This window comes from Brockia lithotrophica, from assembly GCF_003633725.1.
In the GTDB taxonomy this organism is placed as follows: Bacteria; Bacillota; Bacilli; order Thermicanales; family DSM-22653; genus Brockia; species Brockia lithotrophica.
Genome location: NZ_RBIJ01000004.1, coordinates 92,153 through 112,514, shown reverse-complemented (window position 1 = coordinate 112,514; position 20,362 = coordinate 92,153). Strand labels below are relative to the sequence as shown.

Annotated in this window: 23 protein-coding genes; all 23 read right to left on the bottom strand. The window is 65.6% G+C overall.

What is annotated here, in order from left to right; translation table 11 throughout:
* Nucleotides 1–36: 36 nt before the first annotated feature.
* The 23 genes from C7438_RS06920 to C7438_RS06810 all read right to left on the bottom strand — a co-directional run bounded on the left by C7438_RS06920 (nt 37) and on the right by C7438_RS06810 (nt 20,360).
* Nucleotides 37–804: a FliA/WhiG family RNA polymerase sigma factor gene (locus tag C7438_RS06920; protein ID WP_121444635.1), complete on the bottom strand. Its 768-nt coding sequence runs from the start codon at nt 802–804 to the stop codon at nt 37–39.
* Between the two features lie 15 nt (nt 805–819).
* Complete coding sequence (locus tag C7438_RS06915; protein WP_121444634.1) at nt 820–1,293, bottom strand: chemotaxis protein CheD; 474 nt, start codon at nt 1,291–1,293, stop codon at nt 820–822.
* Nucleotides 1,294–1,387: 94 nt separating this feature from the next.
* Nucleotides 1,388–2,035 carry a chemotaxis protein CheC gene (locus C7438_RS06910; RefSeq protein WP_121444633.1) on the bottom strand — a complete coding sequence of 216 codons (648 nt, stop codon included), beginning with the start codon at nt 2,033–2,035 and terminating at the stop codon, nt 1,388–1,390.
* Entirely contained in the window at nt 2,032–2,520 is a 489-nt protein-coding gene (locus C7438_RS06905) for a chemotaxis protein CheW (RefSeq protein ID WP_121444632.1), read from the bottom strand. The genes C7438_RS06910 and C7438_RS06905 overlap by 4 nt, the downstream gene beginning before the upstream one ends.
* A gap of 30 nt (nt 2,521–2,550) precedes the next feature.
* Nucleotides 2,551–4,653, bottom strand: coding sequence for a chemotaxis protein CheA (locus C7438_RS06900; protein WP_121444631.1), 2,103 nt, complete (start codon nt 4,651–4,653; stop codon nt 2,551–2,553).
* The gene (locus tag C7438_RS06895; RefSeq protein ID WP_147402015.1) at nt 4,640–5,881 is read right to left on the bottom strand and encodes a flagellar biosynthesis protein FlhF; all 1,242 of its coding nucleotides are present in this window, start codon (nt 5,879–5,881) and stop codon (nt 4,640–4,642) included. Before C7438_RS06895 ends, C7438_RS06900 begins: the two co-directional genes overlap by 14 nt.
* A gap of 37 nt (nt 5,882–5,918) precedes the next feature.
* Nucleotides 5,919–7,955, bottom strand: a complete 2,037-nt coding sequence (gene flhA / locus C7438_RS06890) for a flagellar biosynthesis protein FlhA (RefSeq protein WP_121444629.1) — start codon at nt 7,953–7,955, stop codon at nt 5,919–5,921.
* Between the two features lie 6 nt (nt 7,956–7,961).
* Nucleotides 7,962–9,074, bottom strand: coding sequence for an EscU/YscU/HrcU family type III secretion system export apparatus switch protein (locus C7438_RS06885; RefSeq protein WP_121444628.1), 1,113 nt, complete (start codon nt 9,072–9,074; stop codon nt 7,962–7,964).
* Nucleotides 9,075–9,111: 37 nt separating this feature from the next.
* Nucleotides 9,112–9,894 carry a flagellar biosynthetic protein FliR gene (locus C7438_RS06880; protein WP_170143625.1) on the bottom strand — a complete coding sequence of 261 codons (783 nt, stop codon included), beginning with the start codon at nt 9,892–9,894 and terminating at the stop codon, nt 9,112–9,114.
* 12 nt (nt 9,895–9,906) lie between these two features.
* A complete protein-coding gene (locus C7438_RS06875) occupies nt 9,907–10,176 on the bottom strand; it encodes a flagellar biosynthetic protein FliQ (RefSeq protein ID WP_121444626.1) in 270 nt (89 codons plus the stop codon).
* Between the two features lie 34 nt (nt 10,177–10,210).
* Nucleotides 10,211–10,873 carry a flagellar type III secretion system pore protein FliP gene (fliP, locus tag C7438_RS06870; RefSeq protein WP_121444625.1) on the bottom strand — a complete coding sequence of 221 codons (663 nt, stop codon included), beginning with the start codon at nt 10,871–10,873 and terminating at the stop codon, nt 10,211–10,213.
* A 2-nt stretch (nt 10,874–10,875) separates the two neighbouring features.
* Nucleotides 10,876–11,451 (bottom strand): flagellar biosynthetic protein FliO, encoded by a 576-nt coding sequence (locus C7438_RS06865; RefSeq protein WP_170143624.1) that lies wholly within the window; start codon nt 11,449–11,451, stop codon nt 10,876–10,878.
* Nucleotides 11,452–11,479: 28 nt separating this feature from the next.
* A complete protein-coding gene (locus C7438_RS06860; protein WP_121444702.1) occupies nt 11,480–11,842 on the bottom strand; it encodes a response regulator in 363 nt (120 codons plus the stop codon).
* Nucleotides 11,843–11,882: 40 nt separating this feature from the next.
* Nucleotides 11,883–13,121 (bottom strand): flagellar motor switch phosphatase FliY, encoded by a 1,239-nt coding sequence (gene fliY, locus C7438_RS06855; RefSeq protein ID WP_170143623.1) that lies wholly within the window; start codon nt 13,119–13,121, stop codon nt 11,883–11,885.
* A 5-nt stretch (nt 13,122–13,126) separates the two neighbouring features.
* The gene (gene fliM, locus C7438_RS06850) at nt 13,127–14,107 is read right to left on the bottom strand and encodes a flagellar motor switch protein FliM (protein ID WP_170143622.1); all 981 of its coding nucleotides are present in this window, start codon (nt 14,105–14,107) and stop codon (nt 13,127–13,129) included.
* A gap of 25 nt (nt 14,108–14,132) precedes the next feature.
* Complete coding sequence (locus C7438_RS06845) at nt 14,133–14,585, bottom strand: flagellar basal body-associated FliL family protein (RefSeq protein WP_121444621.1); 453 nt, start codon at nt 14,583–14,585, stop codon at nt 14,133–14,135.
* Nucleotides 14,582–14,815: a flagellar FlbD family protein gene (locus C7438_RS06840; RefSeq protein WP_211322125.1), complete on the bottom strand. Its 234-nt coding sequence runs from the start codon at nt 14,813–14,815 to the stop codon at nt 14,582–14,584. The genes C7438_RS06845 and C7438_RS06840 overlap by 4 nt, the downstream gene beginning before the upstream one ends.
* Before the next feature lie 78 nt (nt 14,816–14,893).
* Nucleotides 14,894–15,694 (bottom strand): flagellar basal body rod protein FlgG, encoded by an 801-nt coding sequence (flgG, locus tag C7438_RS06835; protein WP_121444619.1) that lies wholly within the window; start codon nt 15,692–15,694, stop codon nt 14,894–14,896.
* Between the two features lie 52 nt (nt 15,695–15,746).
* Complete coding sequence (locus tag C7438_RS06830; RefSeq protein ID WP_147402014.1) at nt 15,747–16,052, bottom strand: flagellar hook capping FlgD N-terminal domain-containing protein; 306 nt, start codon at nt 16,050–16,052, stop codon at nt 15,747–15,749.
* Nucleotides 16,009–17,754 (bottom strand): hypothetical protein, encoded by a 1,746-nt coding sequence (locus tag C7438_RS06825; protein ID WP_147402013.1) that lies wholly within the window; start codon nt 17,752–17,754, stop codon nt 16,009–16,011. The genes C7438_RS06830 and C7438_RS06825 overlap by 44 nt, the downstream gene beginning before the upstream one ends.
* Before the next feature lie 47 nt (nt 17,755–17,801).
* Nucleotides 17,802–18,527, bottom strand: coding sequence for a magnesium transporter MgtE N-terminal domain-containing protein (locus C7438_RS06820; protein WP_121444616.1), 726 nt, complete (start codon nt 18,525–18,527; stop codon nt 17,802–17,804).
* 12 nt (nt 18,528–18,539) lie between these two features.
* Entirely contained in the window at nt 18,540–18,986 is a 447-nt protein-coding gene (locus C7438_RS06815) for a flagellar FliJ family protein (protein ID WP_170143621.1), read from the bottom strand.
* Between the two features lie 57 nt (nt 18,987–19,043).
* A complete protein-coding gene (locus tag C7438_RS06810) occupies nt 19,044–20,360 on the bottom strand; it encodes a FliI/YscN family ATPase (protein WP_121444614.1) in 1,317 nt (438 codons plus the stop codon).
* Nucleotides 20,361–20,362: the final 2 nt, after the last annotated feature.

Sequence of the window (20,362 nt, the reverse complement as noted above, 5' to 3'; positions counted from 1 at the left end):
GAATCGGGCGACGGAGAAAAACCGTATAGGGGAGGATCACCTGCCTTCTAGATAGCGCTCCAAGAGGGGGCGCAGGCGGGCGAGGGCGCGCCCGTGGAGCTGGGAAATCCGCGAAGGAGAAAGGCCCAGAAGGTCGGCAATTTCGTGGAACTTGAGTCCTTCGTAGTAAAAGAGGGAAAGGATGAGCCGCTCGCGCTCGGGAAGTCCTTCGATGGCCCGGGCGAGCTCGTCCCGGAGCTCGTTCCTCTCGACATCTTCCTCGGGGAGGGGGGCGTTGGGATCCGACCACGGCAGGGGGAGCTTTTGCCCTTCGTCGTCCTCGAGCTCCGGGAAAGAACCTTCCGGTTCCTCGCGGCGCAGGCGCGCCACCTCGCGAAGGGAGAGGTTCGCCTCTGAAGCGATTTCCTCGTCGCCCACGCGCCGGAGGTGCTTTTGCTCGAGGAGGGATTGGACTTCCTCGATCTTCTTGCTCTTTTCGCGCAGGGAGCGCGTGTAGGGATCGAGATCCCTGAGGCCGTCGTAAATGGCCCCGCGGATGCGCCACATCGCGTAGGTGGAAAAGGAAATCCCCCGATCGGGTTCGAATTTGCGGACGGCCTCGAGGAGCCCCACGTACCCGTAGCTCCGGAGCTCTTCTTGGCTCACGAACGAGGGAAGCCGCGACGCCACCCGACCCACGACGCGATCTACGAGCGGCAGGAAGCGGCGTACGAGCTCCTCTTCCGTCCGAACGTCTTTCGTGCGCCTGTAGCGCTCCCAAAGGATCCGCTCCTCGCTCCGCTCCTCCAGGATGGAATCCCCCACGTTCCTCCCCTCCCCTCAAAACACCGCTACTTCCCCCCGAATGGTCCAAACCGTGAGCTTTCCGCTCTCCGGGTCGAACTCGATCGTCCGTCCCACAGTCCCTCCCACGTCCTCCGCTTCCACGGGAATTCGGAGTTCCTGCAGAGCCGCCTTCACGGCGAGCACGTTCTTTTCCCCGATGCGAAAGAAGTCGTTGGAGAGCTGGGGAAACATGTTCGCCCCTCCGGCGATCTTGGCCCGAAGCCGACGACGCACGCCGCCCGCCTCTTCGATGCGCCGCACGAGTTCGGGGATCCCCGTGTCGGCAAACTTGGCAGGGGGGCCTTCGCGTCCTTCGGTCGCCTGGGGGAGCATGATGTGCGCCATGCCGGCGACGCGGGCCCATGGATCGTACAGGACAACCCCTACACAAGACCCTAGTCCCGTCGTTCGCAGCTTGGCGGGAGGACGGGCCACCGCCATGTGGGCGATGGGTACGTGAATCACCATACCTCGCCCCCCTCATCCGCGCGGCAGCTCGTTCTCCGCGCCGCGTTTTCGTTCTGCCAAGTCCCGCCCGTACACCTCTCTACGCCTCCCGCCTTCATTTCCCGTCCACCGCGAGGGCGGCGAGGAGCACGTCCACGGAGCGAGGATGCGGGAGGAAGACGAGCTCCCCGCGAATTTCCTGCTCTCCGGCACTCAGGCGGGCATCGCCCAGGAGGATCTCGTCTGCGCTCTCCCCGACGGCGAGCATCCCCTCGGCGAGGATGGCAAGGGCGTAGTCGTACGCGAGGCCGGGCACGCTCATCCGCATTTCGAGCGAGGTGAAGGAAAAGAGGGTGGCAACGAAGTTCCCCGCGAGGATGTTGCCGATCTCCGCCAACGCGCTCCACTCGAGTTCCGTAAAGTCCCCCTCTTTTCCGTTTGCGCGATCTGTGCGAACTTCCGTACTCCCTGCGAGGAGCATCGTCATGCGCCGCGCGAGCGCGCGGGCGTCCCGAGGAGAGAGGAGGAAAAAGAGGCTCCCTTCCAGATCCCCCTGAAAGCGGAGGTATGCCCCGACGCGCGGCTCTTCGCCCCCGACAAGCGCATCGACCTCCGCAAAGTCCACCTCGCGCAAGGTGGGGACGGAAATCCGCACGGTGACCTGCAGGAGTTCCCCCAATGCCCGCGCGGCGTGATGCGCCCCGATGTTGAAGATCTCCCGAAGGGCGTCCAGCGCCAGCGGGGGATAGCGTCCGGTGGTCATCGCATCTCCTCCAACTCCTGCGTTTCTTCTTCGTTCAGGATGCGCGTGAGGTCGAGGAGGAGGACGAGCTCCTCTCCGATGCGCGCCACACCCGCAAGGTACCGGGCGCGCTCCGTCTTCGCCACCTCAGGCGTGGGCTCTACGGACGCCTCTGTGAGGTCACGCACGTCGTTGGCTTCATCGACGATGTAGCCGATCTCCTTGTCGCCGAGGTTCACGATGAGCACGCGTGTCCGCTCGCTCGTCTCCCCCGCTGGCAACCCGAGACGAAGGCGGAGGTCGACGAGGGGGATCACGGAACCCCGCAAGTTCATCACGCCGCGCACGTACGGTGGGGAGTGGGGGACGCGCGTCACGGCCCCCAATCGTTCGATGGACCGGACATACCGCACGTCGACGCCGTACATCTCGCTCCCGAGACGGAAGAAGACAAATTTCGACTCTCGCTCGCGTCCTTCCTTGCCCTCCGTGCGCAACAGTTCCATGGGAATTCCCTCCCGCTCGCAAATTCCGGTTTAGTGGGCGAAAAAGGCTGCCGGTTCGAGGATGAGGGCGATTTGGCCGTCGCCGAGGATCGTCGCCCCAGAAAACGTGGGGATGTGGGCGAGGTAGCTGCCGAGGGGCTTGAGGACCACCTCCTGCTGTCCGAAGAAGCGGTCGACCACGAGCCCGACGAAGCGTTCGCCGCGGCGGATGACAACGACCAGGCGCTCTCCCTCCTCATCAGGTGCGCGCGACTCCCCGGGAGACCGGAGTCCGAAGTGCGCGGCGAGGTCGACGAGGGGGACGAGACGGTCGCGAACGAGGACGACCGGTTGTCCCCCCACGGTCCGCACCTCTTCGGGGCGCACGCGCAGGCTCTCGACAATGGCACCCACGGGAATCGCGTAGGTCTCCCCTTCGACGCCGACGAGCATCGTCGTGAGGATCGACAACGTGAGGGGGAGCTGAATGCGGAAGAGCGTACCGCGGCCCTCGCGGGAAAAGACGCTCACGTTTCCGCCGAGGGATTCGATCTTGTTCTTTACCGCGTCGAGGCCGACCCCGCGTCCGGAGACGTCGCTTACGTCGTCTTTTGTCGTAAATCCGGGGTAAAAGAGGAACTGGTAGACCGCCTCTTCGTCCAGCGCCTCCGCCTCCTCGGGGCGGACGAAGCCCCGCGCAATCGCCTTGCGCAAGACCTTTTCCCGGGAAATTCCGCGGCCGTCGTCCTGCACCTCGATGTAGACGTGGCTTCCCGAAGGGTAAGCCACGAGCTCGATGCGGCCCACCGGGGGCTTCCCTGCCGCACGCCGTTCCTCCGGGGTTTCGATCCCGTGGTCTACGGCATTCCGCAAGAGGTGCACGAGGGGATCGCCGATCTCGTCGATCACCGTACGGTCGAGCTCCGTCTCCTCCCCTCTCGTTACAAATTCGACTTCTTTCCCCAATTCTCTTGCTAGATCGCGCACCATGCGCGGAAAACGGTGGAAAATCTGCTCGAGGGGGACCATGCGAATCCCCAGGACGAGCATTTGCAGCTCGCCCATCACGCGGTACATGTGCTCGACGACCTCTTGGAGTTCCACGTTTCCCGACTCGCGGGCGAGAAGTTCGAGGCGGCCTCGGTCGATCACGAGCTCGCTGAAGAGGTTCATGAGCTTGTCCAACCGCTCGGCGTCCACGCGCAGGATGCGCCGCTGCGCGAGCTTTTCCCGCCCTTCGGAGGAAGGCCCTCGCTCCTTCCGCTCGGGTAGGGAATCCCGGGGTGCGCCGCTTTCCTCCGGAGAAGTTGGACCGGATCCGCCGGACTCCGGGGCGCGGTCGTCTTTGCGGGCAGGCGCATCGTCTTCTTGGGCTCCCTCCGCGATCACCCTAGAGATGACCACGGAAGCGACCTCCGAGACGTTGGCCACGCTTCGGCGGAGCTCCTCGGGAGGGGCGGAGGTGGCGATGAGGAGGGAAAAGGCCGTCCCCATTCGCTCCTCCTCGATGTCCTCCACGGAAGGGTCCGTATGGAGCACCTCGCCGTACTCCTCCGCCGTACGGTAGACGAGAAAGGCTCGGGCGGACTTCAAAAGGGCATCCGGAACGAGCTCGACGTCCAGCCGGTAGACACCGTACCCTTTGCGGAGCGCCTCGCGGACGACGACCTGGACGTACGGAGGAAAGGAGCTCGCAGGAACTTCGGGAAAGTCCGAACCCGAAGGTCCCTCTTCGGCGATGGGCGGGGGTGCGGCGGCGGGATCTTCTCCTTCGCGAAGGAGGCGCAGCTGCTGGAGGACGTCGGCGTGGGGAATGTCGTCCTTCCCTTCTCGGGTAACGGCGTCGAGCATCGCGCCGAGGGTGTCTACGGCGCGGAAGAGGACGTCCACGAGTGCAGAATCCACCGTCCGCCGCCCGGAGCGCACGAGGTCGAGGACGTCTTCGAGCTCGTGGGTGAGCGCGGCGATCGCCTCGAACCCCATGGTCGCGGCCATTCCCTTGAGGGTATGGGCGGCGCGGAAGAGGTCGGCGACGACCCCGAGGTTTTCCGGCTCGCGCTCGAGGCGGAGGAGCCCTTCGTTGAGCGCGTCGAGGTTTTCGCGGCTTTCTTCGAGAAAGAGGGCGAGGTACTGAGAAAGGTCAAAGTCGTCCATGGGACTTTCCTCCTTGCTCTAACGCCCCAAAGTGCGGAGGGCTCCCCTCGCGAAGGAACACGTCCTGGTCTTTGAACCGACCACAGGCTTCGCGGGCGGGACCCGGGGCGAGGAAGAGTTCGAACAAGAGTTCTGGCGAAGCGCGGGCGAGGTCGAACGGAACGCTCTGCCCGCAGGCGAAGTAGGCAAGGGGAAGGCGGCCGCGAAGGACGAGGTCCAAGACGTGCCCCGGTGTGCGCGTCTCGTCGACCTTGGTGAGGACCAATCCGTCGAGGGCGTGTTCGGCAAACCGGGAGAAGAGCGCTTCGAGGTCGGAGGGCATCTGCGTGGCGGAGACGACGAGAAAGGCGTAGACCGCGCCCCAAGATCGTGCGGGGGCGAGGAGCTCCATGGTCCGGCCCGGGTCTTCTTCGAAGTAGTTCCGTCCCGAAGTATCGAAAAGGACGAGTTCCCGTTCCCGCCCCCACTCTTCCAAGGCGCTCGCCACTTCCGCCGGGGTGCGTACGACGGCCATGGGCGCCCCGAGGATCCCCGCGTACTTGCCGAGTTGCTCGACCGCCGCCATGCGGTACGTATCCGCGGTGAGGAGGGCGACGCGCATACCTCGGAGAACGGCTTGACCCGCGAGTTTCGCAAGCGTCGTCGTCTTCCCCACCCCCGTCGGCCCGACGAAGGCAAGCACGGTCGGCCGATCCCGCACGCGCCCCTGCCAGACCGCCGGAGCGAAGCGGGCGCGAAACGCCCGACGGAGCTTCTCTTGAGGATCGCCCGCCTCCTCCCGATAGGCCTCGTAGAGGGCGGCGAGGAGGGCTTCCCCCATGCCGCGGGCGCGCAGGCGCTCGGCCCACGCCGCAAAATCTCCGGGGTACTCCGGCGGAGCCTTTTCCGCCAGCCGTTCCACGAAGCGCCGAAGTCCCTCGAGCTCCCGGAGCACGTCTCCGGAGGACGGGGCCACGTCGGGCCCACCGCCCGCACGCACGCCGGGATCGGAAGTCCCGGAGACGGCCCGAATCTTCCCCGAACCTCTAAGGGTCCCCTCTCCCTCAAGTCCGTCGGGTACGTAGAGGAGGAGTTCGACTTCCTCCTCCCTCTTCCAGGGGAAGAGGCGACTCCACGGGGACGCGGGCCTTCGGCGGCTTTCCAAGAGGAAGGCGCGGTCGCCGTACGCGGCGCGGGCCCGGGCCATGGCTTCTTCGACGTTTTTGCCCACGATCTTGCGAACGGGCACGGAAACCAACCCCCTTTTCGTTCCGCGGGGTTCGGGACTAGATCGCAATCACGCTTACCCCCTCGACGCGCACGTCGGGGAGAAGTTCGGCATACGAGAGAACCGGAAGGTCGGGAAAGACGCGCTCCACGAGCTCCCGAACGGCCCGACGCACCGCCGGAGACGTGAGGAGAACCGGGCGAACGCCGAGCGCCTCGCTCCGCCGAAGGGCGTCGCCCAGAGAACGGTAGAGGCGTTCTACGTCTTCCGGAGGCAAGAGAAGCGTCGGCGAACCGTCGCGCGCGCGCAGCGCCCCGAGGAGGCGCTCCTCTGCCTCGGCGGCAAAGTGGATCACCTTGAGCTCCCCTTCCGGCGCGTAGCGTTCCGTGATCACGCGGGCGAGCGCCTGACGCACGTGTTCCGTGAGTTCGTCCGGATTTTTCGTCCGCGGCGCGTACTCCGTGAGCACCTCGAGCACGGTGACGAGGTTGCGGATGGGGATGCCCTCCTTGAGCAAGTTGCGCAGGACCTTTTGCACTTCCGTGAGGGTGAGGGTTCCTGGGACGAGGTCTTGGACGAGCGTGGGGTGCGTCTTTTTCACGTGGTCGAGGAGCGCGCGCGTCTCCTCGCGGCCGAGGAGTTCGTGGGCGTGGCGCCGGAGGATCTCCGTAAAGTGCGTGGCGAGAACCGTCGAGGCGTCCACCACGGTATACCCTCGGTCCTCCGCCGCGGAACGCGCTTCGGGGGGGATCCACGCCGCCGGAAGTCCGAACGTCGGGTCTTTCGTGGCGAGTCCTCCCAATTCCCGTGCCTCCGCCTCGCCGACGCCCACGGCGAGGAGGCGATCGGGATACACCTCCCCTTCACCCACACGCCCGCCGTGGATCTTTACGACGTAGCGGTTCTGCGGGAGGGCGAGGTTGTCCCGCACGCGGACCGTGGGAACGACGAATCCGAGCTCGAGCGCCAGCTGGCGGCGAATGAGCAGGATCCGCTCGAGGAAATCCCCGCCGTGCTTCGGATCCACCAAGGGCACGAGGCCGTAGCCAAACTCGAACTCCACGGGATCGTACGTGAGCACCTCGAGCGTACCCTCGGGCGTCCAAAGCGCGCGTTCCTGCTTTTCCTCGACCTCCTGGGGTGTGGCCTCCTCGCGCGTTCGGCGTTCCATGCGCCGGGCGACGGCAAAAAAGAGGAAGGCAAGGGCCGCAGGGAGTACGAAGGGGATCGGGGTAAAGAGGCCCAGGGCGAGAAGGATGAGGGCCACGAGGTAGAAGTTCCGGGGAAAGGCGAGAAACTCGCGGGCGAGCACCGCGTCGAGGCGCGCGTCTCCCGCAGATCGCGTGAGGAGAATTCCCGTGGCGGCAGAGACGAAGAGGGCGGGGATCTGCTGGACGAGCCCCTCGCCGACGGAAAGCACGGTGTAGATGTGGAGGGATTCCTGAAAGGTCTTTCCGTGGACGAGCATGCCGATGAGGAACCCGCCCAACACGTTGATGAAGAGGATCACGAGGGCGGCGATGGCCTCTCCGCGCACAAACTTGCTCGCCCCGTCCATCGCGCCGTAAAAGTCGGCTTCGCGCTGGAGCTCCCGGCGCCTACGCCGCGCCTCCTCTTCGCCGATGAGACCGGAAGAGAGATCGGCGTCGATGCTCATCTGCTTTCCGGGGAGGGCGTCGAGCGTGAAGCGGGCGGCGACCTCTGCCACGCGTTCGGCGCCCTTCGTGATCACGAGGTACTGGACGAGGACGAGGATGAGAAAGACGATGAACCCCACGACCGGCTCGCCGCCGACGACGAAATCGCCAAAGGTGTGGATCACCGTGCCACCGTTCATCCGGGCGAGGATGGAGCGCGTGGTGGCGATGTTTACGGCGAGGCGGAAGAGGGTGGCGAGGAGGAGGACGGTGGGAAAGGAGCTAAAGAAGAGCGGCCGTTCCACCTGCATGGCGACGAGGAGGACGGTGATCGCCAGGGAAAAGTTGAAGAGGACGAGCACGTCGAGCACGGGCGGCGGCACGGGGACGACCATGAGGAGCACGGCGCCCAATACGGCGAGGTAAAACCCGATGCCGCGGAGCTCGGCAAACACCATGGTTGCTCACCCCCTCTCCCCTACGTTTCGCCCGCGAATGCGATAGGCGTAGGCGAGGACTTCGGCGACGGCCCGATAGAGGTCAGGAGGGATTTGCGCCCCCAAGGGAACGCGGTCGTAGAGAAGGCGGGCGAGCGGGGGACGTTCGACGAGGGGGACGCCGTGTTCTTGGGCAACCTCTCGAATCCGCAAGGCTACGACGCCCTTCCCCTTGGCCACGACCGTGGGGGCCTGCATCGCCCGCGCTTCGTACTTCAGCGCGACGGCTACGTGGGTGGGGTTGGTCACGACGACGTCCGCTTTGGGGACGGCGTGGATCATCCGGCTTCGGGCTAGGGAGCGCATCCGTTCGCGCTGACGGCTCCGGAGGAGGGGATCGCCTTCCGTCTTCCGCAACTCTTCCTTGACTTCCGTGCGGGTCATGCGCAGCCCCCGCTCGTGCTCGAAGCGCTGGTAGGCGAAGTCCAACAGCGCGAGCGCGAGGAAAAGACCCCCGACGGACAAAAGCAGACGAAAGGAGGCGCCCGCGAGTTCCGCCGCCGCCGTCTCCACGTCCGGGGGAACCCGCACATCCCGCAAAAGCCCGCGAAAGAGGAAGGCGGCGAGGGCCACCGCCCCGGCAGATTTGAGGAGGGCGAAGGCGAGGTAGACGAGGGAGCGGAGGGAAAAGATGCGCCTTAGTCCCTGCACGGGGTTTATGCGTCCCAAGTCGAACCCGACGGCCTCCGATGAGAGGACAAAGCCGGTTTGGGCATAAGACGCAAAGAATCCAAAGGCAAAGAGGGCGAGGAGAAAGCCGCCGCCCAAAAGGCCCACGGGGAGGGCGAGTTCCGCGAAGCGGTGAAGCCCTTCCGTCGGCGACTGCCGAGAAGAAAGGACGAGCCCGTGGCGAAAGAGGTCCGCAAGCGCGGCGGCGAGCGGGCGCTGCCCCGCGGAGACGAGGAAGACGGCGAAGAGGAGACCGAGCGCCACCGTGAGGTCGTGGCTCCGCGCCACCTGACCCTTGCGGCGGGCTTCCTCGCGCCGCCTTGGCGTAGGCGGTTCGGTCTTCTCCTCCGAGAAGAAGCGGAGGTCTACGGGATAGGGGTAGCGGAGCGTCCGCTCTCCCGCGCCGCGCATCGCCTTCACCTCCTTCGCATACTCACGCGGCCAAGCCTCATCCCCCGGCCAAGCGCGTCAAAACGAGCATCTCCTCTACGAACCGGTCGGCGATGCGGAAGAAGGCAAACGCGAGCACCCCTGCAAACGGGACGAGGAGGAAGTTTCCCGCAAGGAGCTTGAGGGGAAGTCCGTGGACGAAGAGGTTGAGCTGGGGTACCGCCCGGGCGAGGAGCGCCGCCGTGAGGTCGATGAAGAAGAGGAGCACGAGAAAGGGGAACGTGAGGAGGACCGCTCCCACCAGCGCCTCCCCCGCCACGGACACGAGGTGCCGCACACCTCCGAAGGGCGCAAAATCCGCACCGGGTGGCAGCGCGTCGAACGTGAGGAAGAGCCCGCGGATCACCGTGCGGTACGCCCCTGAGGCGAAAAAGAGCGCCGCCGCGTAGAGGGTGACGGCGTGCCCGAGGACGGAAACGCTCGCCCCGCTTTGGGGATCGAAGACGTTGGCGATGGCGAGTCCCATTTCGAAGTCGAGGAGGTTCCCCGCCGTCTGCAGGAGAGAAAAGAGGAAGAGGAGGGAAAGCGCGAGGAGAAAGCCGAAGACGAGCTCGCGGAGAAAGGAGAGGACGAACGCCGCAAGTCCCCCTGCGAGAAGACGGGCGGTGGCGTCCGAAGGAAGTTCCGGCGCGGCCACGAAGAAGGCGAGCCCTAGGGCAAGGAGCGCCCGCACCTGCACGGGAAAGGCCGGGAAGGAAAAAGGGGGGACGAAGAGAAAGAGCGGAAGAACGCGTGCCGAGGCGAGAAGTCCGCCCGCCACCCACGCGGTCCACGGATCCACGTCCATCCCCCCTTATCCGCCCAGGTGCCCCGCCAGGGCGAGCAACCGGTACGTGAGTTCCACGAGCACCCCCAGCATCCACCTTCCGAGGAGGCCGATGACGAGAAACATGGCGAAGAGCTTGGGCACAAACGCCAAGGTCTGCTCCTGAATCTGCGTAGCGGCCTGGAGGATGCCGAAGAGAACCCCCACGACGAGTCCCGCACCGAGGATCGGGGTGAGGAGGAGAAAGAGCGTCCCCAAAACTTCGCGGAAGACGTACTGCACCGTTTCCGGCGTCATGCGCGTCCCTCCCACCGTCTCCCGAAAAGGCGCCTCATCCGGAGAAACTTCGGAGGAGCGTGGCGACGACGAGGTTCCACCCGTCCACGGAAAGAAAGAGGAGGAGTTTGAGCGGAAGCGAGATCATCACGGGCGGAAGCATGAGCATGCCCATCCCCATGAGGACGCTGGCCACGAGGAGGTCGATGAGGAGAAAGGGGAGGTAGAGGAGAAAGCCCATTTGAAAGGCGGTCGTGAGTTCGCTCAGGACATACGCGGGAAGGAGGGCGAAAAAGGGGATTTCGTCCAGCGAGCGGACGGCGGTGATCCCCCGCCGTTCGAGGAAGAGGGCCAGGTCCTTTTGCCGCGTGCTTTTGGCCATGAATTCTTTGAGCGGTTTTTCCGCCGCCCGAATCGCCTCTTCCGTCGTGATCCGCCCTTCGACGTAGGGGACGTAAGCCGTCCGGTACACCTCCTGCACCGTAGGCTCCATGATGAAGACGGTGAGGAGGAGGGCAAGGCCGATGAGCACCTGGTTGGGCGGAACCTGCTGCGTCGCCAAGGCGTTGCGGAGAAGGGCGAAGACGACGACGATGCGCGTAAAGCTCGTCATGAGGATGACGATCGCCGGGGCGAGGGAAAGGACGGTGATGAGGAGGAGAAACTGAACGGCGGTGGGAGCCGTTTCCGGTCGGAGGAGCTCCGGCGGGATGGGCACCTCTACTCCCCCCTTCGGAAGAGATCGCGGAGGCGGCGCTCTTCCTCGGTGACCGCAAGGGATTCGCCCCCTTCAGCACCTTCGCGTCCCTTCCCCGAAGGAAGGGGGGTTCCCCTTCCCTTTCCTTCTTTCGTCGCGGCGTTTTCCGCGGCACCTACAAGTAAGGAGAAAAAGCGTTCTCCCCACGCGGGAAGGGAAGATCCACCCGAAGGCGGTGGCTGAGAAGTTCGCTCGACCTCTTCGGCCGCGAGAACCTCGAGGAGGTGGACGTCCTCGCCCACGCCGAGGAGGTAGACCGACCTTCCCAGGCGGAGCGCGGCGACGTACTTCCCCGGCGCCACAGGCACGCGAAAGAGGACTTCGGCACCTTCGGGGGAATCTCCCCACGCCTTTCGGCGCGCGAGGCGAAGGGCAATCCAGCCGAGGAAGCCCAAGAGGAGGAAAAACGCAAAGACCTTGACGAGGACGAGAAAGAGGGGTTCCCCCGTCGCGGCGGGAAGCGGGGGTTCGCCCGAGTTCGGGGCTCCCCGGAGCCACTCGTCCACCGTAGGACCGCCGCCCAAAGCGAAAACGGGCAAGGAGGTCACCGCCTTTCCGCGCACCCGATCACCCGAGGACCTTGCGCACAGCTTCGAGCACGCGCTCGGCCTGAAACGGCTTCACGATGAAGTCGCGCGCTCCGGACTGGATCGCCTCGATGACCATCGCCTGTTGGCCCATGGCCGACACCATGATCACCTTGGCTTCGGGGTCGAGGGTGCGGATCTGCTTGAGCGCGGCGATGCCGTCCATTTCCGGCATCGTGATGTCCATCGTGACGAGGTCGGGGCGAAGCTCGCGGTAGAGGGCCACGGCTTCCACGCCGTTGGCCGCCTCTCCGACGACTTCGTATCCGCCGCGCTTCAAGATGTCCTTGAGCATCATGCGCATGAACGCTGCGTCGTCGACGATGAGGATTCGCTTGGACATCTTCGGGTCCACGCTCCTTCCGCGAAGCTTCGTCCGGCCGTCAGCGCACGCGCTCGAGCTTCCCCACGAGCTCCGTGATCCGGACGCCAAAGTTTTCGTCGATCACGACGACCTCGCCGCGGGCGATGTGCTTGTTGTTCACGTAGATGTCCACGGGTTCGCCGGCGAGCTTGTCCAGCTCTACGATGGAACCGGGGCGAAAGGCGAGGATGTCCCGAACCCGACGCCGCGTTCGCCCGAGTTCTACGGTGACCTCCAGCTCCACGTCGTAGAGAAGGCCCAGGTTGCGCTCGTCGACGTCCCCCTCCCCGCTTCCTCCTTCGAGGGGCGCAAACTCCACCGGCCGGACGACCACCTGCCCGCCCGCAGACGCGGCCCGCGGGGGTTCGGAGGCAGAGGAACGCCCCACGTGTTCCGCCGAGGCGCCTGACCCTCCCGACAAGGGAGTAGGTCCGCTTTCCGCTTTGGGTGCGGAAGTCACAACCTCCTTCCCCTCCGGGGGCGAAGGGGGTACCTTCCCCGATGCGGAAGACGCAGAGGGAGAAAGGGGGATTTCCTCCGCTGAGGGAAGGGAACCCGGGATCCCTTCTCCGTGGGGTTCGAAGAGGGCACGCGTCATCTCTTTCGCAAAGCTCAAGGGGATGAGTTGGACGAAGGACGAGTCCACGAGCGTACCGATCTTCAGGCGAAAGGAGACGACGACGAGCGTACCGTTGGGGAGGTCGGGGAGCGCCTCCCCCTCGGGAGGGATCATTTGGAGCTTCACGCTGGTCGGCGAGATGTTCACGCGGCGCCCGAAGAGCGTCGCCATGGACGTGGCGGCCGACCCCATCATTTGGTTCATCGCTTCCTGCACGGCGCTCAGGCGGAGTTCGTCAAGTTCCCCTTCGGTTTTTGGCCCCTCCCCCAGCATGAGGGAAGAGATGATGAGCGCATCGGACACCCGAAGGACGAAGACGTTTTTTCCCCGCAGTCCTTCGGTGTAGTCCACCGTAATCCCCACGTGGGGGTAGGGAAACTCCTGCGCAAGCACGTCTTTTTTGAGAAGACGCACGTTCGGCGTCGTAATCTCCACCTTCTGCCCGAGGAGCGTAGAGAGCGTCGTCGCCGCCGTGCCGAAGGCGATGTTGCCAATTTCCCCTATGGCATCTTGTTCGAGGGTCGAAAGCCCGCCCTCGAGCTCCCGTACCAGGTCTTCCGCCTGCGATCCTTCGGGAAGAGACGGCGGATTCCCTGCGGACGGGGGGGTATCGTCGAACGGAAGGCGAGGTTCTTCCACGGCGGTCACTCCTCCCTCGGGAGAATCCCTTCGATGCGCACGGCCACACGACCGCGGGAGATGCCGGGACGTCCGACGAAGGCATCGCGGTCGCCGAGCTTTACGACGAGCGGTTCGTCGATCCGCGTTCCGAGGCGGATCACGTCTCCGACTTCCAGACGGAGGACGTCGGCAAAGCGGAGCGCAGTCTGCCCGAGGATCACGCGGATGGGGACCCACGTCCACGCGAGTCGCGCCTTAAGTTCCTCGCTCGGGCGTGGGTCGTCGCCCTCCTGAAACCCCTCCAACATGTGCCGGGCGGAGAGCTTGGGCATGAGCGGTTCGAGCATGAAGTGGGGAAGGACGACGTTCATCACCGTCGTGGTCTCCCCGATTTTGACCTGAAAGGAAAACACGACGACGATGTCGTTGGGCGAGGCGATCTGGAGGAACTGCGGGTTCGTCTCGATGGCCTCGTGCTGCACGTCGAGGTCCGCCAGGCTCTGCCAAGCTTCGCGAAAGCTCTCTCCCGTGCGTTGAAAGAGCATCTCGAGGATCCGCGTCTCAATCTCCGTCAGCCCCGATTCCTTGACCTCCGCGATCCCAGGACCCCCGAGGTAGCGGTCGAGCATGCCGAAGGCCATCGTCGGCGAGAACTCGACGAGGAACCGACCCTTGAGCGGGGAAGCGGTGAATACCCCTACGACCGTGAACTTGGGCGCGGAGAGGACGTACTCTTCGAAGGGCACCTGATCGGCGGCGGCCAAGGAGACGTGGACGTACGTCCGCAATGCCGCGGAAAACGCCGTCGAGAGAAGGCGCGCAAAATGCTCGTTCAGGCGGTTGAGCGAGCGGAGTTGTTCCTTGGAGAGGCGGAGCGCGCGCTTGAAGTCGTAAGGACGCACGCGCTCCTTGGTTGTTTCCGAAGCCGGCGGCTGCGGGGGCCCACCGGAAGTGAGCGATTTGAGGAGTTCGTCGATTTCCGCCTGCGAGAGGACCTCTTCCACGGCGCTCCCCCCTTCCCTTCCCCGCTCACTGGACGATCTTCTTCGTCGCAAAGACCTTGACGACGTGGCCGCCCTCCACCACACCGTCCAGTCGTTGGGCGACGCGTTCCTCTACGGAGCGCAATCCGCTGTCGGTCTTGAACTCTTCCGCCTTGCACTCGCTCAGGACGCCGAGGATCTCCCGCTGGACGAGGAAGAGGTTTTTCTTGAGGAAGTCCTGCGCCTGCGCCGAGTCGGCCACGATCGTGAAGTTTACGACGACGTAGTGGTTGTCCTTGAGGTCGGTGGTGATGTCGCCGGATTCCACGGAGTACTTTGCGTAGTCGGCGGGGGCAACCTTCGGGCGATCCGACGCGGCCGACGGCGATTCCTTGGCCGGGGCGAGGAGGACCTTTCCGACGAAGACGATCGCCGCGGCGATGAGGACGAGGGCCAGGACGAACCCTACGCTCAGGAGGACGAGTTGTTTGCGGTTCACGGACGATCCTCCCCTTCTTCCGCCGGCCGAACGAGGGAACGGAGGGGCGCCTGCGGCGCCCCGAGTTCGAGGAAAAAGGCACGCAGGCGCTCCGCCACCTCTTCCTTGCGTTCGACCACGCGGAGCCTCTTCCCGGTGACAAGGGTGATCACGGCCTCTTGGCCGCCTTCGACCACCTCGACGAGGAACGGATTGAGGAAAAAGGGCTCCCCGCTCAGTCGGGTAAGCAAGATCAAGGCCTCACACCCGCTTTCCGCTTCCGCAGAGGCGAAGGGCGCCTCACGTGGCGTGCCTCACGCGGCCGAACATCAACGCTTCAGGTTCACGAGTTCTTGGAGGACCTCGTCGGACGTGGTTGTGATCCGGGCATTGGCCTGAAATCCCCGCTGGGCGATGATCATCTCCGTGAATTCCTGGGCGAGGTCGACGTTGGACATTTCGAGATACCCGGAACGCACGAGGCCGCGGCCGCCAGTACCTGGAGCCCCAAGGTCGAGGACGGCGGGGTTGGGCGTCGCGTTGGTCGTGAGGCGGTACATGTTGTCGCCCACCTTTTCCAATCCCTGAGGGTTGGGCACCCGAACGAGGCCGATCGTAGCCACCTCTTGGACAGCACCGCCCACCACCGCGCGTACGGTACCTCCGAGGTCTACGGAAAAGCTTTCGGCATCCGCCGGGATCTGAATTCGGTTGCCGTTCACATCGAGGAGAAAGGCACCGCCAGCGGTCACCACGTTGCCGTTCGCGTCGAGGTAGAAGTTTCCGGAACGCGTGAGGAGGCGTTCTCCTTCCTTTTCCACGGCGAAAAATCCATTCCCGTCCACGGCGAGGTCGAGGGTGACGCCCGTAAACTGCAGGCTTCCCTGCGTCATGAGGAGGTCCGTAGAGGCGACGCGGACGCCGAGGCCGATCTGGACGGCGTTTGCCCCGCCCCGGTTCGCCTGCGGCTGGGCGGCACCTACGAGCGTTTGGCTCATGAGGTCGGCAAAGGTCGTGCGGCTCGCCTTGAAGCCGTACGTGTTCACGTTGGCGATGTTGTTCGCCACGACGTCGAGTTTCGTCTGGAAACTCCGAAGTCCCGAAATCCCGCTGTAGAGCGAACGAAGCACGGCTATCGCCTCCCGGAAAAGAGTCGAAGGTCCGCCTGACCCGGCTCTCCCGTTACGCTTCCGGCGAAGGCCCAGAAGGAACGGGCGGGCCCTGGGTGCTTCCGGACGGGGGAGAACCCCCACCGCCTTCTAGGCGGTCGCGGATTTCCCGGACGAGCTCCGTGAGCTTGAGAACGGATTCGACGACGGAAAAGAGGGCGAGTTCCGTGAGGAACGTCTTCCCGTCGGCCGGGGAAAGGGGGTCCTGGTAGCGAAGTTCGGTAAGGAAAAGCTTGAGAAAGGTGTCCTTCCCCAAGACGTTCATCGTCTCCCCCTTACCCGAAGAGGGAACCGGGGAGGGGGCCTGCACCCAAGACATCCCGGAAACTTCCACCGCCTTCACCTCCCTGCGCGTGCGATAGGGAAAGGGCCCCTTCTTGCGCAAATGGTCGCTGCCTTCCGTCCCCGCGCCGCCGCGGAGAATCTCCGTCGATACGTCCGACGTGCGCGAAGCCGCCGAAGCCGATCCCCGCTTGGCGCAAGGCTCCCTCGAGTTCCGCCGCCTGACGGAGGAATTCCCGCACGAGGTGTTCGGAAGACCCCGAGAGGGAGAGGTACACGCGCCCCTCGCGCACGCTCACGTGGACGAAGAGGGCATCCGGCCCGAACGAAAGGTGGAGCACCGCTTCCCCGCCGCCCGTGCGGTACGCACTTGTCGCGAGACGGAGCACGCGCGCGAAGACCTCGGACCCCCCTGCGAACGAAGGAGGAACCTCCGGCGGCCGAGGCGGCAAGTCCGGGGGAACGCCCCTCGAAAGAAAGACCGCCTCCCCACCCTCCAAGGGCACATCCGACGTCGGGGCGTGCCCCGAATCGCGGGGGCCGCGCCCAAAGACCGATGCTTCACCTCGGGAAAAAAGCGCCAGGCGCGAGACCCCGTCCGTACCCGCGGAAAGGGGCATCTGTCCCGAACCCGGGGAAGGATCGGCGGAGGCCGAAGGCTCTCCCCCCGATGCGCGAAGGGGGCCCTCCCTGAGAAGCGCTTCCCGAGATGGCGGAGATCCGTCCGAAACGCGCAAGGCCGTTTCCGAAAGGGCGCCCTGCTGAAGAAGCGGCCGATCTGGGGGCCGCGACTCCGACGCGGAATCCGCTTTGGGAGAAACGCTCGGACCTTCCGAAGACACCGGCCGCGGACGTGGAGCGGATTCCGACGCGAAATCCGGCTGCACAGGGGCGGATTCCGACGCGGATCCCGAAGGCGAGGAAGGAGCGGATTCTGGTGCGGAGACTGGGTTCGCGGGAGGGGCGAAACCGGGGCGCGCGGAACGCGCAAGCTCCGGGGCAAAATCCGGAGTCGCGGCAGATGCCGCTTCTGCCAAATCTCCCGGGACCGGCGTGGGACCTTCTTGCCGTACCGCAAAGGTCGGCGCGGTTCCATCCGAGGAAAGGGACGGCCCGCCTTCGAGGAGAGCGTACGACCCCCTTACGGCTTCGAGCGACCGTTCCGCCTTGAGGGCGAGGTAGAGGGCAGAGGGGAGGGGGAAAAGGTCGGTCGGCAGAGCCGCGGCGCCCGCCCCCCGCCCTTCGAAGACGAAGGGCGTCCCGGGAAAGCCCGCAGATCCCCTCGAACTCCCTGTGCCGTCTGCCTTCACCCCCGAAACGGGAAGCGGCGACAAGGGGGGAGAATGCCCGGCGGAGACGCCCTCCTCTCCGCCCGAAAGGCCGCGCGCGGCGGAGGAGAACGGCGCGACTCCGGAAACGGGCACGACGACGACGGCAAATGCGGGGAACTGGGCTTCGACGTTCCGGTATTCCGGAAGAACGCCGCCGTCCCCTTCTTTCGCCTTTTCCGGGGCGCTTCTGTCTTCTGCACGCACGGCCCCCTCTTCGGACGGAGGGTCGTCCAAAGGCCGGAAGGCGGGGAAATCTTCCGCCGCATCCGCAAGGACAAACGCGAATTCTTCCCAAACGAGGGCGGAGTCCGCCTCGCCTACCGAAAGAGGCGGCGTCCGAGGACCGAGAGGCCCACCGCCCGAAGAGGGAAGGGCGGAAAGTCCAAACCCGTCGGGTAATCCGCTCATCACAGCTCTTCACCTCCTTTCCCAAAGGCTCCCGAAGACAGGGGCACCTACGGACCGGGAAGAGTAGAGAGGGCCTCGCGAAGGCGGGAAAGCTCGGCGCGCACGGCAGCGATTTCTTCGCGAAGCGCCGACTCATTTGCCGACGGGTCCTTGCGCCCGGCAAGCGCCGCCAGATCTTGGTCCAGGGCCCCTAGGCGTCCGTCCAAGACGCTCAGACGCGTCCGAAGGAGATCGAGGTTCCCCTGGAGGGAGGCGTTTTTCGCCTCGAGGTCGCGGATCCGGCTCTGGAGTTCGGCGGTCTGCCGCATGAGGTCGGCCTTCTCCCCCTCGAGGGAGGCCGCCCGGGCGCGGACGGTGGCGAGCTCGCCGGCGAGGCGGACGAGCTCCGCCTCTCCCCCTTGCGCCTTCGGCGGATTGACGAGCAAGACGAGGAGCTGGGCGGCGACGTCCGGGGGCAAGGCGGCCAAAAAGCGGCGTCGGGAGTCGAGGTCCATCTTTTCCATCCAAAGCGCCGCCGTCTCCGGAGCGACGTTTTGCAGGAGCTTTGCCGCCGCATCCGGCGGAAGCCCCTGAAGCGTGCGGGCGGCCTCTTCGAGACGAACGTCGTCGGGAGCCGGTGCCTTGTGGAACATTCCGAGGACGGGGCTTACGACGTCGATCCCGAAGGCGAGTAGAACCGCAGCCGTAAGGAGCAAGGCGACGATGAGGGGAAAGACGACGAGAAAGAGGACGGTTTCCCACGTGCTCGCCCGCACGTCCTCCTGAGCTTCCACGGAGATCCCCCCTTACGTCTCCGAATCCGCGCCCGGCGAGCGCATGCGGACGAAGCGCACCGCCAGAGCGTCGATTTCCCCCTGCTCACGCCGGAGGGTTTCCCGGCGCACCCGTTCCGCCTCCCAGCCGAGGAGTACTCGGTAGCGCTCGCGCTCCGTACGCTTTTCCCGTACGGCTTCTTCGGCCTCCTCGGCCCTGCGCCGCGCTTCTTCGAGCCTCCCCGCAAGGGCTTGGGCCGTCCCGCGGAGTTCGGCAAGGTACGAATAGGCAGTCTGCATGTCCAATACGGTGCCGGGTCCTGTACGGGTAAGGGCGTATTCCGTTCGGTGCTTCTCTTCGAGGAGGCGCGTGAGGTCGTCCTCGAGGCGTTCTGCCCAATCCCGGAGACTGCGAAGTTCCCCGGCGCGGACGAGGGACTCCACGTGGGCGAGATGTTCGAGTCGGTACCAGCGGTTCACCGCAATCCCTCCTCGAGCTTTGCGCGAGGAGCCAAAGTCCTTGCGCACCCAGACGGCCTACGAGGTGTCGGCAAAGACTTCCCGGAGCCCCTCTTCGGCCGCAGAAAACGTCGTCGGCGCGTCGCGGTCTTGGACGAGGTAACGTTCGATGCGGGAAAGGTAGGCCAAGCTCTCGTCGAGGTCCGGGTTTTGCCCCGCCCGGTACGCCCCGATGTGCACGAGGTCTTCGTGTTCCCGGTAGACGGCGAGAAGCCGGCGAAGGCGCGCGGCCAAGAGCCTGTGCTCCGGCGACACGAGCGCGTGCATGAGGCGGCTCGTGCTCGCGAGGACGTCGATGGCGGGAAAGTGGCCCTTTTGCGCGAGAGACCGGCTGAGGACGATGTGCCCATCCAAGATGCTCCGGGCGTGATCGGCCACGGGATCGGCGAGGTCGTCGCCCTCCACGAGGACGGTGTAAAAGGCGGTGATCGATCCTCGCGGCGCCGTACCCGCCCGTTCCATGAGCCTCGGAAGGAGGGCAAACACAGACGGCGGGTACCCCTTTGTCGTGGGCGGTTCGCCTGCGGCAAGTCCGACTTCGCGTGCCGCCATGGCCACGCGCGTCACGGAGTCGAGGAGGAGGAGGACGTCCATACCCTGATCGCGGAAGTGTTCGGCAAGGGCCGTGGCGAGGTAGGCCCCTTTGAGGCGGAGGAGGGGCGGCTCGTCGGAGGTCACCGCAACGACGACGGCACGCGCCAACCCCTCGGGACCGAGGTCTCGTTCGAGGAATTCCCGGACTTCCCGACCCCGCTCGCCGATGAGCCCGATGACCGTCACGTCCGCCGTCGTCCCCCGGGCGATCATTCCCAGGAGCGTGCTCTTCCCCACCCCGCTTCCGGCGAAGATCCCCACGCGCTGCCCGCGCCCTACGGTGAGGAGCCCGTCGATGGCCCGTACGCCTACCGGGAGGGGTTCGTCGATCGGCGGCCTTTCGAGGGGGCGGGGTGGTTCGCGGACGAGGCGCAAGCGGAAGAACGGCGGGCGAAACCCGCGGCCGTCCATGGGACAACCCAAGCCGTCGAGCACGCGGCCGAGCAGGTCCGACCCCACCTCCACGGTGTGCGGGCGCCGCAAGGCGTGCACGCGCGCCCCCGGGGCAATCGCCCCCACTTCCCCGAGAGGCATGAGGCGGACGCGCTCCCCTTCGAACCCGACGACTTCCGCGAGGACTTCGCCGTCGTCGGACACGATGCGCACGGTTTCCCCTAGGCGCACGTCCGGACCGAGGGACTCCACCATGAGACCCACAGCCCTCGTCACCCGCCCGACGAGTTCTACGGGATCGACGCGGCGCACGGCCTCGCGCAAGCCTTCGAAAAACACGTAGCCCATCT